Below are 15,671 nucleotides of genomic sequence, written 5' to 3'. Positions count from 1 at the left end.
AGACCTAGGGGCCAATGGGCCGGGAGTTTTTCCATGTCTGCCAAACAAATCATATTCGGCCGTGATGCACGCGAAAAGCTGCTGCGCGGGGTCGACATTCTCGCCGACGCTGTGAAAGTCACACTGGGACCCAAGGGCCGTAACGTGGTGATCGATAAGTCCTACGGTGCGCCGCGCATTACCAAAGACGGCGTTACCGTCGCCAAGGAAATCGAACTCGACGACAAGCTCGAGAATATGGGCGCCCAGATGGTGCGCGAAGTTGCATCAAAGACCAACGATGTCGCAGGCGACGGTACGACCACTGCAACCGTTCTTGCCCAAGCCATCGTTCGCGAAGGTGGCAAGGCAGTTGCGGCCGGCATGAACCCGATGGACCTAAAGCGTGGTATCGACCTTGCCGTCGCAGCCGTCGTCAAGGACCTGCTGGCCAAGGCCAAGAAGATCAATACGTCGGAGGAGGTCGCTCAGGTTGGCACTATCTCGGCGAATGGAGAAAAGGAAATCGGTCAATATATCGCCGATGCCATGCAAAAGGTCGGCAATGAAGGTGTGATCACCGTCGAAGAAGCCAAAACCGCTGAAACCGAACTCGAGGTCGTCGAAGGCATGCAGTTCGACCGCGGCTATCTGTCACCCTATTTCGTCACCAATGCCGAAAAGATGGTCGCTGAACTGGAAGATGCCTATGTGCTGCTGCACGAGAAGAAGCTTTCCAATCTCCAGGCGATGCTGCCGATCCTCGAAGCCGTCGTGCAGAGCGGCAAACCGCTCCTGATTATCTCCGAGGATGTCGAGGGCGAGGCTCTCGCAACGCTTGTTGTCAACAAACTGCGTGGCGGCCTGAAGATCGCTGCCGTCAAGGCTCCGGGCTTCGGTGATCGTCGCAAGGCGATGCTCGAAGATCTCGCCATCCTGACGGGCGGGACGGTCATGTCCGAAGACCTCGGCATCAAGCTGGAAACCGTCACACTTGGAATGCTCGGCCGCGCCAAGAAAGTCACCATCACCAAGGAAGCGACCACCGTCGTCGATGGCGCGGGCACGAAGGCGGATATCGACGGTCGCGTTGCGCAGATCAAGGCCCAAATCGAGGAAACCACGTCGGACTACGACCGCGAAAAGCTGCAGGAGCGACTCGCCAAGCTTTCCGGCGGTGTCGCCGTAATTCGCGTCGGCGGCTCGACGGAAATCGAGGTCAAGGAAAAGAAGGACCGCATCGACGACGCGCTCAACGCAACTCGCGCTGCTGTCGAAGAAGGTATCGTTCCCGGCGGTGGCACGGCCCTGCTGCGTGCCTCGATCGTGCTCGATATCAAGGGCGAGAACGACGACCAAAATGCCGGCATCGCCATCATCCGCAAGGCCCTGCAGTCGTTGGTACGCCAGATTGCCGAAAATGCCGGTGACGAAGGCTCGATCGTTGTCGGCCGGATTCTGGAAAGTGACACCGACAATTTCGGTTACAATGCTCAGACATCCGAGTACGGCGACATGATCGCCATGGGTATCGTTGATCCGGTCAAAGTGGTTCGCACCGCCCTACAGAATGCCGCTTCGGTGGCAGGTCTTTTGGTGACAACAGAAGCCATGATTGCCGACCTTCCCAGGAAGGATGCTGCCGGCGGCGGCATGCCTGACATGGGCGGAATGATGTAGCGCTTACTCTGGAACTTGGATCAGTGAACCGATCAACGAGGAGAATGTCATGGCCGTGCAGAACAGCAAAACATCAATATTCCAGCGATTTGATACCTATCAGCCCTCCAAGACAATTCTTGGGTGGGCATGTGTGGCGACGGCGGTCGCGACCGTCATTGTCGGATTTAACTGGATCGTGTCCCAGCGCGTGGTGTAGCTGGATTTCATAGCCATCGGTGATTTCCGGTAGGGTCGGGTTGCTTAGATCCAACCTGAAGGACACCACCGATGACCGACGATATGATGAACCTGCGCTCACTCGTTGAGAAGAGTGCCGACGCCGATTTGCTCCGGGATATGATCGGCTTTGCTGCCGAGAAGTTGATGGCACTGGAAGTCGGGGCGAAGACTGGCGCGGGATATGGCGAGAAGAACGGCTTTCGACTTGCCCAGCGCAACGGCTACCGCGATCGAGACTGGGAGACACGAGCAGGGACCGTCGAGCTGCGCATTCCCAAGCTTCGCACAGGCAGCTACTTCCCGAGTTTCCTGGAGCCGCGCCGGATGGCGGAGAAGGCTCTGACGGCGGTCATTCAGGAGGCTTACATCCAAGGCGTTTCGACCCGATCCGTAGATGATCTCGTCAAGGCCATGGGCATGAGCGGCATCTCCAAGAGCCAGGTATCGCGGCTCTGCGAGGAGATCGACGAGAAGGTGAAGGCCTTCCTCGACCGTCCTATCGAGGGCGAGTGGCCATACCTCTGGATCGATGCCACCTATCTGAAGGTTCGTCGCGGCGGACGCATCGTCTCTGTCGCTGTCATCATCGCTGTCGGCGTCAACACCGACGGTCGACGCGAGGTGCTCGGCATGGAGATCGGCACTTCAGAAGCAGAAGCGATCTGGACTGAGTTCCTGCGCAAGCTGACCAGGCGAGGCCTGCGCGGCGTGAAGCTTGCTGTCTCCGATGCGCATGAGGGCATCAAGGCAGCGGTGTCGAAGGTGCTGTCCGCCACATGGCAGAGGTGCCGGGTCCACTTTATGCGCAATGCGCTTGCCCATGCCGGGAAGAGCGGACGGCGTGTCGTCTCTGCCTTCATCGCCACGGCGTTTGCCCAGGATACTCCGGAGGCTGCAAGCACCCAATGGCGTAATGTCGCCGACCAGATCAGGCCGAAAGTGCCGAAACTCGCTACCCTGATGGATAGTGCCGAGCAGGATGTGCTCGCCTACATGACCTTTCCCAAGCAGCACTGGGCAAAGCTTCATTCAACAAACCCGATCGAACGTCTCAACGGCGAGATCAAGCGGCGCACCGAAGTCGTCGGTATCTTTCCGAACGACGACGCCATCGTCAGGCTCGTCGGCGCTTTGCTCCTCGAGCAAAACGACGAGTGGGCTGTTCAGCGATCCCGCTACATGACACTTGAGACCATCGCCACAATGAGCGATGATCCGCTCATCAGCCTGCCAGCCGCAAGCTGACACTCATCCGCCCCTCTGGGATGAGCCGTGGTCGTCTAAGCTACACCACTCCCCGGGACACGATCTTTAACTGGGGTGGCTGGGTGACCGGCGGATCTTCAGTGCAGGCAGCGACAGCTGCGGGCAAGATAGCCCGTGGAGAGCTCGCATCAGCCATATGCGTCGAACGCTTCAAGGCTGCACCTGACGCGACCGGAAAAATGATCGAGTTTAAGGCTCTCTCAGATAGCTTTGCAAAGCGTCAGTTCATCGAAACTGGCGGGTGGGCATCCATGCCGGGGCAGACATCGGTCGACAGCAATATCGCCGAAAGCTGCAGCGCGGCGCTCTCCGTTTAGGGTCGTGTTTGATGCTATGCAAGCTCAGGCGCTTCTGCGGGAGCGCCTCATTTGGGTGCCTCGCTTGTCGATTCCAGAACGATGAAAACTGATCATTACGGGATGGCACCCAAAATCTCACGCCATAGACGATAGGCAGAGTAAAGACGCAACATCTTCTGGCATCATCACCGGCATATTTATCTGGCGTTTCCAAAATGCGGGTCGAAGGAAGGGCGGATTTTACGCCTTACAGTTCGGCTGTCTAAGTTGGACCTGCGCTCAGCTCTTGAAGGGATCAGAACTGGCGCCCCGCTTTTTGGCCACGCGATAACAACGATTGTCGATTTCTATAGCGCGCCAATCAGGATGAGACGCCGCATTGCCTCACAAGAAATGTTCCCTGATTGTTGGCCGTTGCCTCATCTGCTTTGCTCCCATCATTTGTGGGTGCGGAGCAAATCAGATGAGGCTGATCAACGTGACGACGAAGAAGGAATTGGTTGCGGCTCTGGCAAAGCGCTATGCAAGGGGAAAGCGGGAGGAAAAATCGCGTATCCTCGATCAGTTCGTTTCGATCAGGCAGTCGTCCTTTGGTTGAGGAAAGGCAGATGCACCCAGCGCCCGATTCAAAAAAGCCCTCATCGATCCACTGTGCGCTCAATAAGAGGGATGCACAAGCGCCTGGGTTTTCTGGAAAATCATCATGATATGCCCCAGCCGCCAATGCACAGCTGGCACGCACAGCGCGTCGTTCTCACATACCGCCATCGTGCATTCCCAGGTTTTCCTAATTTTACCAGGAATGTTCTAGCCCGCTTGTCTCAGCACGAGTTTTGTCAAAAGATCGATCTGTTGTTGCTGTTTATCGACGAGCGCCTTCAGCTCGATCGAGCGTATCTGATCGAATTTGTCATGCAGCGCCATGATTTCGATCTCCGCTTTCAGGTTAACCTCGTAGTCATGCGCGGCATCTATCCGATCCTTGGCCGCATGTCGGTTCTGGCTCATCATGATCACCGGCGCCTGAACAGCTGCAAGCATGGATAAGATGAGATTGAGGAAAATGAACGGGTAAGGATCGAAAGCGTTCGAGGATGCTACGATGTTTGCGCCCAACCATGCTGCAAGTAAAGCAGCGAAGATTAGGATGAAGGTCCAGGAACCGCCAAATTTAGCGACCGCATCAGCAAGGCGCTGGCCAGGCGTCAGTCTCTCATCGAAAACCGCGTTAGCGTCTTTCGAGATGGTGCGCCTCGCTGCAAGGCGACGGAATATCGCCCTTTCCCTCTCAGACAGCATTTCAAGAGGCTTTCCCAAATAGCGGCCCGCTACCTCCGCAAGATCCTGCGAGATAAGGCTGTCGCTGTCGTCTTCAACATAGATCGCCATTGTTATTTCCTCCTCGGCTGACGCAAAATCGCGACCACATCAATACCCGAAGCATACGCATAGTCGGATGTTCGGGTGTGTCACGCTATCATGCTTTGCGTTCAATGACCTTCGGGCGCTTTACGAGCCAAGGAGCAGCCTGTCGGGAACGGCGACAATTTAGAGACCGTTTCATGAGGATATCTGCTGGACGGCGTCAGCAGAACGCAATGCTTTCTCAAACTAAGTTTGCGCAGGGTAGCATGGAGCAGAGTGGAGAAAGAGTCTCGCAATTTTCCCGCGCTTCATTAGTGCCTCATTTTCATTTCAGCCACCAAAAGGATGACACGTCACCTGCTTCAAAGTATTCGCCGCTCCCTACTGTGAACCTATTAATCCTTACGACCAGCTTGCCGCCTGTTTTCACCTCGCCAAGAATGTTCATTCAGACGGGACATTGGGCGGGTGAAAAAAAGCGTGAGGATGATCTTCCTGAACAGATACGGTTTGCCCGACCAGTCGGCAACAAGCCGGATGATATCATCGCTCGCCGTTTCAATGGCGCAGCGCGGAATGAATGTGACCGTCGTTGCGAGTCGCGAAATACACAATCATCCCGGAAGCGTGTTGCCCGCAACCGAAATGGTTCGGGGTGTACATATCCGACGGCTCGCAAGCAGCCGCTTCGGCCGGCACAGCCTCATGCGCCGGAGCATTGATTATCTTCTTTTTCAGGTGCTGGCATTCGCCTGGCTTCTGCGCAACGTTCGGGCGACAGATACGGTCGTTGTCTGCACCGATCCTCCGCTCCTCTCCGTCATGAGCAGCATCGCGATCCGCCTAAAGGGCGCACTCATGGTGAACTGGATTATGGATCTTTTTCCGGAGACCGCAATCGAGCTTGGATTTTTTAGGAAACGTGCACGGTGGCTTGCGCCATGGCTGACGCAGGCGCGCAACTGGTCTCTGCGATCCCCCGGCATGGTTGTCTGCCCTACCAACAAGATGGCGGAATTCCTCTTCACGCAAGGCCTTGCAAAGGATCGCGTCAGCATCCTGCATCACTGGTCGGATGGGGAGGAAATCTATCCTGTCTTGCCCCAAGATAACAGCCTGCGGAAGGCGTGGGGACTGCAGGATGTGTTTGTCGTCGGCTATTCAGGAAACTTCGGGCGGGCGCATGAGTTCGGCACTATGCTGGCGGCGGCGAAACATCTCGAGCACCGGCAGGATATCCGGTTCCTTCTCATTGGCGGCGGACACCAGCACGCCGCTGTGAAGACTATCGTTCAGGATCTCGGTCTTCAGAACGTCATCTTCAAGCCGCTGCAGCCCGTTGAAAAACTTGCTGAAAGCCTAAGCGTTGCGGATGTGCATCTGGTCTCGCTGCTGCCGGAACTGGAACACTGCATCATTCCAAGCAAATTCTATGGCATCCTGGCGGCTGGACGGCCGACGATCTTCGTTGGCGACCCTGATGGAGAGGTGCCGCGTGTTCTCAGAGCCAAAGAATGCGGCAGCAACGTCGAAATCGGAGAGATCGATAAGCTCTCCGGCATGATCGAAAAGCTCTGCGACGACCCGGATACCACGACAGCAATGGGGGATGCGGCACGGCGGCTGCTGTGTGCCGACTATTCCCGAGAAAAGGCGGCAGATGCCTGGGCAGTGCTGATCGCCGAGCTGCAGACTGTCGAGCCTTCCAGGCCCCCTATCGCTCAAGGTATCTCGTCATGAAAGATAAAATCGTCGTCAGCCAGCTCGGCGCCCGCATGCATTATGCCGTACCGAGAATATTCGCATCCGCTGGCCGCCTTGCGCATTTTTACACCGATATATGCGCCACGAAAGGCTGGCCCCGGATTGTCAATTCGTTTCCGGCAAACCTTTATCCAGCACCTGTCAAACGGCTGGCCGGTCGGCTGCCAAAAGGCGTGCCGACAGCGCTGACGACGGTGTTTCCCAGCTTTGGCCTCCGTTCCGTACTGCGCCACATGCGTACGAAAGACGTTGTGGAGGAAACCTCTCACGCGATTTGGGCCGGGTCGACTTTCTCCGAAATGGTGGCAAGGCGCGGCTTCCACGGCGCAGCTGGGCTCTACGCCTTCAGCGGCGACGCACTCGAGCAGATGCGGGCGGCAAAACAGCAGGGCCTTTGGACCGCTGTCGAGCAGATGATCGCGCCACGCGATGTCGTCGAAACGCTTTTGGACCAGGAAATGATTCGGTTTCCCGCATGGGCCGGCCCGGTGCGGGATAATCCGCATGCGCGTCTGTTCGCCGATCGGGAGAAAGCGGAGTGGCGCCTCGCTGATGTCATCGTCTGCCCGTCGGAATTTGTCCGCAAGCACGTAGTCGCATGCGGTGGGCCGGAAGACCGGTGTGTCGTCGTTCCCTATGGGGTCAATTCCGCGGCTTCCGTCGACAGACCGGCACGTATGCCGGGGCCAATCAGGGTCCTGACCGTGGGCGAAGTCGGGCTGCGCAAGGGATCGCCCTATGTCGTGGAAGCTGCTAGATTGATGGACGGCGCCGGCCGTTTCCGGATGGCGGGCCGCGTTCGCGTACCCGATGACGTCAAGCAGCAGATTTCGCAATGGGTCGAGCTGAGAGGGATCGTTCCGCGCTCGCAGATCGTCGAGGAGTTTCGGTGGGCGGATGTCTTCCTGCTGCCGTCGCTCTGCGAAGGCTCCGCGACCGCCGTCTATGAAGCGCTGGCAGCGGGCCTGCCGGTTATAACGACCGAAAACACCGGCAGCGTCATTCGCGATGGCATCGAAGGTTTTATCGTTCCCGTCTGCGATCCGGAAGCTATCGCGACTGCGGTGCGTGCGCTGGCCGACAATCCCGAGTTCAGGCGGATCATGTCTGCCAACGCACTCCTGCGCGCAGCCGAACATACCGTGGAGTCTTACGGCAAGCGGCTTCTTGCCGCCCTGTCCGGGCCGCATCTGTCCGGGTCCGCGGGTCTTTGCCTCGCCGACGACGCGCGATACCTGGGGAACAAAGAGATATGAAGATCATCCACGTCATCGCTTCGATTGATCCCAAGCATGGCGGCTTGCAGGCCGTCGCCATGCGCCTTGCCGCTGCACAAGCCGGCCTCGGTCTCGATGTGAATATCGTCAGCTATGGCGACGCCGCGATCGAGGCACAGGTCAAGGAAATCGGTCGCAGTATACCGCATTTCGAGAGTATTCACTGGCATCTCCTACCGCCGGCCGGAAGCCTGGAAACATTGTTTTGCTTCAGCGGCCGGCGCTTGCTGAAAGCCTTGCTGAAAGATGCCTCCTTCATGCATATTCACGGCGTATGGGAGCCATTTCTGCTTTATGCGTCCAAGCTCGCCCGCGCTGCTGGCGTACCCTACTGCATCTGCCCGGCCGGCATGCTGGACCGTTGGAGTCTCGGCCAGCGATCGTGGAAAAAGAAGATCGCCCTGATGCTGTGCTACCGCAAGATGCTGAACAGGGCTGCGTTCCTGCACCTATTGAACGTCGATGAAATGGCAGCTGTCGAGCCGCTGAATTTCCAGGCACGAAATCTGATCATACCGAACGGTGTTTTTGCCGAGGAATTCGATCCCCTGCCGGCCCGAGGACATTTCAAGCAGAAAATCGCGCTGGCGCACGGCAGGCGTTACATTCTGTTCCTGTCACGCCTGCACATCAAAAAAGGTGTCGACATTCTCGCCTCGGCCTTTGCGGCTATCTCTGACACCTATGTCGACGTTGATCTCGTCGTCGCAGGTCCACGCGGTGGAGCAGAGGGCCACTTTATGCACCTGGTAAAAAAACTGAACATCCAGCACCGCGTCTTTATGGTCGGGGCCATTTACGGCGAAGCAAAGCTCGAAGCCATGGTCGATGCCGACTGTTTCTGCCTGCCAAGCCGACAGGAGGGTTTCAGCATGGCGATAACAGAAGCGCTCGCCTGCGGCACGCCTGTTGTGATCACCGATCAGTGTCACTTTCCCGAAGTCGGATCTGCCGATGCCGGGGTTATCGTCGCGGTTGACGCGGCGGAGGTTGCCAAGGGCCTGGCAAGCGTGCTCAGCAACCCCGCTAAAGCGAGAACGATGGGTGAAAACGGTCGCCGACTTGTGCTGGAGAAATTCACCTGGCCGGCCATCGCCCAAGCCACACTGGAGGGTTATCGGCTGAGCGCATTGGAGGCCGCCGCTTCCTGACGACGCGAGCCGACTGGCCTTGCCGGATTGCCGACATAGATCGTCCAGGGCTTCAATGACTTCGCGGTGACGGCTCGCGCGCCGAGAACAGCCCCCTTGCCGACGACGACACCGGGACCAACGAAGGCTTCCGCCGCCACCCAGGCATCCTCGTCGATCACCATCGGCCCCGTCACGAGGGGAAATGTGCTATCTTGTATATCGTGCGACCCGGTGCACAGATGCGCACGTTGCGAGACCGAGGCATATCGGCCGATGGTGATCATGTCGACGTTGTAGCAGATCACTCCAGGCCCGAGAGATGAATGACGCTCCATGACGAGGTGCCCCGGCCACCATACGATCGCGCTAGAATACACCATTGCCGTGGCGTGCAGGCGCGCGCCAAAACTGCGCAGGAGAAAGTTGCGCCAGCGCCGCATCGGCGGCGGCGTCCAGGAGGCAAGAAGCCGCCATACGATCATCCAGACCAGCCGTTTCAACCGCAAATTCAGTGCAAAGGTTGGACCTCCGAAACGCGGCAGGGGCGTCGTTGCATGCTGGAAGGCGGGATCGTGGTATCGCGAGCGCATGGCCTATCCTCCGGCTTGAGACGTCAACGATGATATCTCGCACCGACGCTGCTGCACGCGCGCGGGTACGACGGCAAATGCCAGCGCCGGTGCTGCAAACATCAGCATATGCACCCAGACCATGAGAACCCAGTCGGTCTGATGAGAGATGGCGTGCATGGACGGTATGATCGATAATAGATAGGTGAATTGTGCAGCGAACTCGCCCGTGTTTGCGGTCACCCAGACCCGGCGCACTAGATAGGCGAGCAGGAAAAATTTTAACGCTCCCAGATACCAGAAGGATCCAAACGCATCCGCCATGCCGGTCTCCGTCGTGCCGAGAACAGGATTGTAGTCGCGCGATTGAACCGGCACCGGCAGCATGAAGGATTGCTTGATCTCTACGCCCACGAGTTGCGCGGGCACGAAGTTGAACACCAGCCTGTTCCAGTGGAACTTGCCGTAATCAAATTGCAGGGTGTTTGCGGTGTTGTCGATCCGCATAATAGCGTTGCGCATCTCGTCGCCGCCATCCCGGAACACTTTCTCAAGATTGCCGACGAAATCTATCTTCTTGATGTCATCCCAGACCGGCGCGCCGTTGGCCTTGGTGATGGCGCGGTAGTCGCCCATGCTGTTCATCGACAGTGTGCCGAGAAAAAGCGCAATGATCACGAAGACGCGCGGGATCGCCCATCCCTTGTAAAACCACCATGCCAGCGCGAATGTCATGATGAGTTCCACCGCTTCGGCTCGCTTTCCGGTTATCACGATGCGATCCAGGTAAAAGACGAGATCGAACGCAAGTACGGCCAGCGCCAGACAGGAAAATCGCCGTGCAAGGCAAAGCACCGCAATGGCCAGACCATAGCTCAACAACCGCGAAAAGAAGATGTACATGACCGGAACTCCGGTCATCTGCACCGCAATGGTCAACTCTCCCGGCAAACGGCTAAGCTTGAAATAGAAGTAGGCGCCGGCGACCGAGAGAACGGCTGCGACGATCAGCAGACGTGTTTCATCGAAATCGATCCGGAAGAATGCAAAGGGTTTTGCCGTTCTGCTCCATCCCCACCAGCACATGAAAAGGCACAGCATCATGAACAGCGCGGCTCTGGCGAACGCGCCTTCCGGCAGGAATCGTTCCGACGCCAGTCCGGGAACCTGCGGCAAGATGAAACTGAACGTGATGACGCCCGTCAGAAACGGGAATTCGTAAATTCGCTCCCGACGCATCATTCCCCAGAAGAGGAGCAGGACGACACCAGCGAAGAGGCAAAAGACCAGAAGCGTGTTCATGATGAAGCAAGCCCCGCCTGAACCGGCGGCATATCCCGCACGACACTGCTTCTGAGGTCGTAGAGGAGCGCTTTGGCGTACTCCTTGAACACCTGCACCCCGTCGCCGTTGATGGCAAGCCGCCACAGTGGCACGGTTCGTTGCGCAGGAAGGGAAATCCACTCGATTTGAGGCATCACAAACCGGAAGCGCTTTACTGCGCGTCGTGAATGAAACCAGCTCGTGACCAGAATGGCACTTTTTGCCCCCATTCCAGTCAGTATAGGCTGTGCGAATGTCGCGTTTTCCCAGGTGCTGAGCGAAAGACATTCCGTTGAGACGACTGCGGAATCCACCCCCAGCCGCACCAGCATGTCGCGGATGAAGTCGCAATCCCCATAGCCAGTCACCAGAACGAGCGGCGCCCTTCCCTCGTGCCATAGTTTTGCGGCCTGGGCAGCTCGAGGAGGACCGTCCCCGCCCAGAACTACGATGACGTCGGCTTGCGCAGGCGGGTCCTCCACTACAAGGAGCGACCCCGCTGAGACGAGGGCAAGTCCGTAGAGCCCGATTGCAGTCAGCATCATCAAGCCCAGTAAAATTGCGTTCCGTTTCAATGGCGGAGCGTTTCGGATGTTCTGGGAAATGCGCGAACGCGAAAGCCGTCCTTTTGAAACCGGTGTCGAGGGAATTCGCGGTCCGGGCCACGGCGCTTTCATGAGGCGATTACTCTTCATTCGCCGATTGAATGGCTCTTGGCTCCGGCGCGGCGCTTGCGGCGACCGGTAGACGCGCCACCTCGCGGTAGAGATCGAAATTACCCCTGTGAAGCCAGGTTTTCGAGAGGTAGCCCGTCGCGGTAAGGACGAACGCGGTGTGAAGGGCAATCGGCACGAGAAGGCCGGCGGCCATCATCTCCGCCGGAACACCGGCTTTTATTCCGGCAAAACCGATGCCGCCGCAAATGAAGGAAATGACGACCAGCGTGTTCGTTGCCGCCGCCGGCGCGAAACCATAGTCCAGCAGCAGATGATGAAAGTGCCAGCGATCGGCCGACATTGGACTGCGACCGTGCATGATACGACGGACAATCAGGCTGAGCGTATCGGTGATCGGCAGGATCACGATCCAGAGCAATGCCGGAAAGGATACCGCAGCGCTTGTGGTCGCCAGCAGGACGATTACATAGGCAATCGTCGCACCCAGTGCGGTACTGCCCGCATCGCCGAGGAATATGCTCGCCCGTGCGCGCCATGGACCGCGCATGTTGAAGACCAGAAAAGCGCAGAGGCATACGCAGAGTGCCTGAAGCGGCGCGATAATGTCGCCGACACCTGCGAAGATCGCCACGATCATCAGCCAGATCAACGCGACACCCGCAGTGCCACCTGCAAGCCCGTCGACGCCATCAAGCATGTTCCACGAATTCACCAGCCCGGTCACGAAGAGAACTCCGATGACGAAAAATAGCGGCAGGAACAGCTCGGAATGCTGCGTGAACAGCACGCCGATGGAGAGAGAGCCGATATCGGCGCCGCCTACGAGAGCGATCGCCATGGCTAGTTGCATGAGAAGGCGTCCTGCTGCGGGTAGCGGCCGGCGATCATCGACAACGCCCATTAGTAGAATGACCGCCAGCCCGAGCCAGAAGTTCATGCCGAGAGCCTCGCTCCACCCACCGACGAATGCGGAAACAGCGAAAGCGGCAAAGATCGCGATGCCACCGCAAAGCGGAACGGCTCCCGTGTGGCGTTTGCGGATTGAATCGGGGCGATCCACAAGCTGAAACACAATGGTCAGGCGCCTGAGAACGACGATGAGGGATACGCACAGAACGAAAGTGGCAATGGTGTTGAAGAGTATCCCCGACATGTCTGATCCCCACACTGAAGCTTGGCGGCGCATTTGCAACGATACTCGCCTCCAGACGATCCTAAAAAACACCGGCCCTGAGGGGTATGCGGGCAAAAGGCGTGTGAAATCCACCAAAGGGAGAGGGTGTCGAAATTAACGGCTACCCTCCCCACCCCCGAACCGGATCGAATATCGAAAGAGCTAGGTTTGAGACCTTGACGGCGAGCGACCACAAATGAACGACTCGGCAGCGTGCGGCATCTTGCAAGTGATCATTCCTGTGTGGAGAGAACGGCGATCCAGTCCTGAAAGCCGAAAGCATTCGCCGATGCCGGCACCGTCACGTTACGAAGGCCGCTGCGGCCAAGACGCTCGATCGGTTCGATGTAAATTCCATTCGAGGGATCATACCAGCGAAGGGTTTTCTCGCCTGCCGCCAAACTGTCGAGATCGATCGCAACGGAAGGAGTGTCGAGATAGATCACGGCGAAAAACCCTTCCCTGTCGCGCGCCGCGAATGCGCCCGCATCGCTTTTCAGCAAGCTTCCCTGATCGGGTACGAGCTTCCACCATGCCAGTTGTCTGAAAAGCGAGGCCAGATGGGTGATGCTTTGAGCACCACGGCTGTTCAGCGAACCTTGCCAGCTGTCCTTCGCTTCATAAAGCCCGGCGGCGGAAAAATGCCAGACCGGATTATTGCCGAAGAGCTGACCGCTCGCGCCTGAAAGCAGCGCACCATAGGCAATAAGACGAACCTGACGCTCCTTCACATCGTTCTCGCCTTCATATGCGCCTTCGATGAGGAAAAAAGGGCGTCTTGGTCCCGATCGGTAACGATCCAGCACCGCCGCCGCGACATTGCTGTAAGTATAAACTGAATCGATATCGAGCCAGGAAGCGTCCCGCCAAAAATCGCTCGTCTCGGTATCGGGATTGCCATGCACGGTCTGCAATGCCGAAGGATCAGTTTCAGCGATCCCCATTGCAACAGCCATGACCAGATTGCGATCTGGCGGATCGTAATCCCCGCCCTGCACCCAGATGATGTTGGGGTACTTCGCAAAACGCTGCCCGAGATAGCGTCCATAAGCCCGCAGCTTTTCTGGCCCGGCCGCGACCATTTCCTGATACCATCCTTCGGGGCCACCGCGTGCGCCGCTATAGGCCGGACAGAGAAGCACCAGCAGGTTGCGACTTGCGGCTGCCTTTATGACGGCTTCTGCCCTGTCGAAATAGGCCTCGTTCGGTTGCTCGAAGACATCGCCTGCGAAAGGTTTCTCGTCGTAGAAGTTCGCTGGCGCCTTGCGGGAGAACTGATGCTCGATCAACGATACAAGCACGGTGTTGAAGCCCTGCCGCTTTCGGGTTTCCAGGTAAAATTCCGCATCGGGAATAGAGGTGTCGCCAATGAGCGACCACGCACTGTCGCCGACAATCAGGAACGGCAGACGCTTGCTGTCTTCAAGATAACGCCCGTCCTGCGACGTCTGCAGCGGAAAAACGGTATCCTGTGCGTTGCCGGTCGAAAACATGCATAGCCAAAAAAAGAAGACGCCGCACAGATGTCCAAGTCGCCGCTGATCGCCGAACATCGCTTCAGAGCCGTTCACGAACGACGCGAAGCCAGTTTTTCAAGGGCAACGGCAGATAGGTTCGAAGGCCCGGCCTCAAACCGGCGGGAATAGACCAGTCCTCCATCCTGAGCACCGTTGACAGGCCAGGACGATCGTTCAGTGTCATGGTAATGACTTCGTTATAGCGTGCGGCCATCCGTTCGATGCTGAAGCGGTTCAGGACCATTTCCTTTCCCGCAATCGACATCCGCTCGAGAAGGTCGCGATCGGCATGCAAGCGCGCGATCGCATTGGCCGCTGCCGTATAATTGCCGATCGGGAACAGAAAGCCGTTTCGGCCCGGCTCGACAATCGTGTCCGTCACGCCACGGATATGGGACACGACCGGGACGCAGCCGCCGGCCATTGCCTCGATCATCGTCATGCCAAGCCCCTCGAAGCGGGACGGCATGATGAGAACATCGTGACTGGCCATGATGACCGGTATGTCTGAAAGCTGAACGGATCCTGCGTAACTGACGCGATCGCCATGGCCGTCAAGCCTTCGCCTGAGCTTGCCCATATCCGGCCCATCTCCGACGATCGTCAGGCGTACCGCCTCGGGCGACGCATCCAGTATCTCCCGCAGCCACATCACGCCTTTCGATGCATCTTCAATGCGGCCGACGAAGAGAACCTTGAGTTCCGGCCCCCGGTTGATGCGCCGAACCGCCTGGCTCCGGAACGCATCGCTGTCCACCGCGTTCGGGATTGCGTAGGTGCGATCCTTCGAAAAGCCGTTGCGCGCGACCAGATCGGCGCGGCACCGCTCCGATACGCCGATCGTAACATGGGCATAGTCCCGGATCGAGCGCGCGGCAGCGTATGTTCCAGGTGAGATATTATGAACGACGAGAATACGCAGGATACCTTCTGGCAGATAGCGCGCGATATTTGTCTGCAACTGATCGCCAAGAACATTGACGATCACACCGTCGAACCCGCCGTCTTCGATGGCGGCCGCCATTCGTGCTGCACATTCGCGGTCGCTGAGATTGACGGGCATCCGCAGCAGTTGCCCGAATGCCTTTTCACCCTGCAGATCGAAAGGCAGCCCGTATGTTTCCTTGCACACGCCGAGCCATCGCACGTCTATGCCATAGGCGGCGAGACCTTTGCGAAGATGTTTGAAGACGGAATAGGTGCCGCCGATATGGGGAAGAACAAAATAGGCAAGCTTCATGGGACACTCTCGCTCTAGCATCCACAACCATGCCGCAACGGATCGACGGCGGATGGTTCGAGTGGCTGCTAAGGCGACATACTAAAAAGCCACGGGATGACAGTCAGTTGCATCTTAGGCTTGGCTGTATCTTCCTTTGAGAAGTTTGCGTCAGTCAGACTATTCGTTTGGCGTAAGACGCAACCC

At 57.7% G+C, this 15,671-nt stretch carries 15 protein-coding genes; 8 read left to right on the top strand and 7 right to left on the bottom strand.

What is annotated here, in order from left to right; all coding sequences use genetic code 11:
- The first annotated feature begins 33 nt into the window (after positions 1 to 33).
- The 5 genes from groL (at position 34) to QE453_RS24890 (ending at position 4,044) form a co-directional block, all read left to right on the top strand.
- Complete coding sequence (gene groL, locus QE453_RS24910) at positions 34 to 1,659, top strand: chaperonin GroEL (RefSeq protein WP_309778619.1); 1,626 nt, start codon at positions 34 to 36, stop codon at positions 1,657 to 1,659.
- A 49-nt stretch (positions 1,660 to 1,708) separates the two neighbouring features.
- Positions 1,709 to 1,858, top strand: coding sequence for a hypothetical protein (locus QE453_RS24905; protein WP_309778727.1), 150 nt, complete (start codon positions 1,709 to 1,711; stop codon positions 1,856 to 1,858).
- Positions 1,859 to 1,929: 71 nt separating this feature from the next.
- Complete coding sequence (locus QE453_RS24900; RefSeq protein ID WP_037095158.1) at positions 1,930 to 3,126, top strand: IS256 family transposase; 1,197 nt, start codon at positions 1,930 to 1,932, stop codon at positions 3,124 to 3,126.
- 5 nt (positions 3,127 to 3,131) lie between these two features.
- The gene (locus QE453_RS24895) at positions 3,132 to 3,464 is read left to right on the top strand and encodes a hypothetical protein (protein WP_404977913.1); all 333 of its coding nucleotides are present in this window, start codon (positions 3,132 to 3,134) and stop codon (positions 3,462 to 3,464) included.
- Between the two features lie 445 nt (positions 3,465 to 3,909).
- The gene (locus QE453_RS24890) at positions 3,910 to 4,044 is read left to right on the top strand and encodes a hypothetical protein (protein WP_268842391.1); all 135 of its coding nucleotides are present in this window, start codon (positions 3,910 to 3,912) and stop codon (positions 4,042 to 4,044) included.
- A 209-nt stretch (positions 4,045 to 4,253) separates the two neighbouring features.
- Here QE453_RS24890 and QE453_RS24885 read toward each other — a convergent pair whose 3' ends face one another.
- Positions 4,254 to 4,835: a DUF1003 domain-containing protein gene (locus QE453_RS24885; RefSeq protein ID WP_142187246.1), complete on the bottom strand. Its 582-nt coding sequence runs from the start codon at positions 4,833 to 4,835 to the stop codon at positions 4,254 to 4,256.
- A gap of 462 nt (positions 4,836 to 5,297) precedes the next feature.
- On the opposite strand from QE453_RS24885, the gene QE453_RS24880 reads away from it, so the two are divergent.
- Genes QE453_RS24880 through QE453_RS24870 form a run of 3 tightly spaced genes read left to right on the top strand, consistent with a single transcriptional unit; the run spans position 5,298 to position 9,003 of the window.
- Entirely contained in the window at positions 5,298 to 6,551 is a 1,254-nt protein-coding gene (locus QE453_RS24880) for a glycosyltransferase family 4 protein (RefSeq protein ID WP_100911700.1), read from the top strand.
- Positions 6,548 to 7,831 carry a glycosyltransferase family 4 protein gene (locus tag QE453_RS24875; RefSeq protein ID WP_142187248.1) on the top strand — a complete coding sequence of 428 codons (1,284 nt, stop codon included), beginning with the start codon at positions 6,548 to 6,550 and terminating at the stop codon, positions 7,829 to 7,831. Before QE453_RS24880 ends, QE453_RS24875 begins: the two co-directional genes overlap by 4 nt.
- Positions 7,828 to 9,003 carry a glycosyltransferase gene (locus QE453_RS24870; RefSeq protein WP_142187250.1) on the top strand — a complete coding sequence of 392 codons (1,176 nt, stop codon included), beginning with the start codon at positions 7,828 to 7,830 and terminating at the stop codon, positions 9,001 to 9,003. The genes QE453_RS24875 and QE453_RS24870 overlap by 4 nt, the downstream gene beginning before the upstream one ends.
- On the opposite strand, the gene QE453_RS24865 is transcribed toward QE453_RS24870, so the two are convergent.
- The 6 genes from QE453_RS24865 to QE453_RS24840 form a co-directional block, all read right to left on the bottom strand.
- Positions 8,967 to 9,575, bottom strand: coding sequence for a putative colanic acid biosynthesis acetyltransferase (locus tag QE453_RS24865; RefSeq protein ID WP_100911697.1), 609 nt, complete (start codon positions 9,573 to 9,575; stop codon positions 8,967 to 8,969). The two genes, QE453_RS24870 and QE453_RS24865, sit on opposite strands and share 37 nt — an antisense overlap.
- 3 nt (positions 9,576 to 9,578) lie before the next feature.
- Complete coding sequence (locus QE453_RS24860) at positions 9,579 to 10,856, bottom strand: hypothetical protein (protein WP_309778614.1); 1,278 nt, start codon at positions 10,854 to 10,856, stop codon at positions 9,579 to 9,581.
- A complete protein-coding gene (locus QE453_RS24855) occupies positions 10,853 to 11,419 on the bottom strand; it encodes a YdcF family protein (RefSeq protein WP_309778612.1) in 567 nt (188 codons plus the stop codon). The genes QE453_RS24860 and QE453_RS24855 overlap by 4 nt, the downstream gene beginning before the upstream one ends.
- A 142-nt stretch (positions 11,420 to 11,561) precedes the next feature.
- Entirely contained in the window at positions 11,562 to 12,707 is a 1,146-nt protein-coding gene (locus QE453_RS24850; RefSeq protein ID WP_060642740.1) for an MraY family glycosyltransferase, read from the bottom strand.
- Positions 12,708 to 12,961: 254 nt separating this feature from the next.
- Positions 12,962 to 14,221 (bottom strand): DUF4038 domain-containing protein, encoded by a 1,260-nt coding sequence (locus QE453_RS24845; RefSeq protein ID WP_309778610.1) that lies wholly within the window; start codon positions 14,219 to 14,221, stop codon positions 12,962 to 12,964.
- A gap of 64 nt (positions 14,222 to 14,285) precedes the next feature.
- Positions 14,286 to 15,485 (bottom strand): glycosyltransferase family 4 protein, encoded by a 1,200-nt coding sequence (locus tag QE453_RS24840; RefSeq protein WP_065705428.1) that lies wholly within the window; start codon positions 15,483 to 15,485, stop codon positions 14,286 to 14,288.
- Positions 15,486 to 15,671 lie beyond the last annotated feature (186 nt).

Origin of the sequence: Agrobacterium sp. SORGH_AS_0440, assembly GCF_031453135.1 — a bacterium.
GTDB classification, from domain to species: domain Bacteria; phylum Pseudomonadota; class Alphaproteobacteria; order Rhizobiales; family Rhizobiaceae; genus Agrobacterium; species Agrobacterium pusense.
The sequence above is the reverse complement of the archived record's forward strand: the minus strand, read 5'-3'. Positions and strand labels throughout refer to the sequence as shown.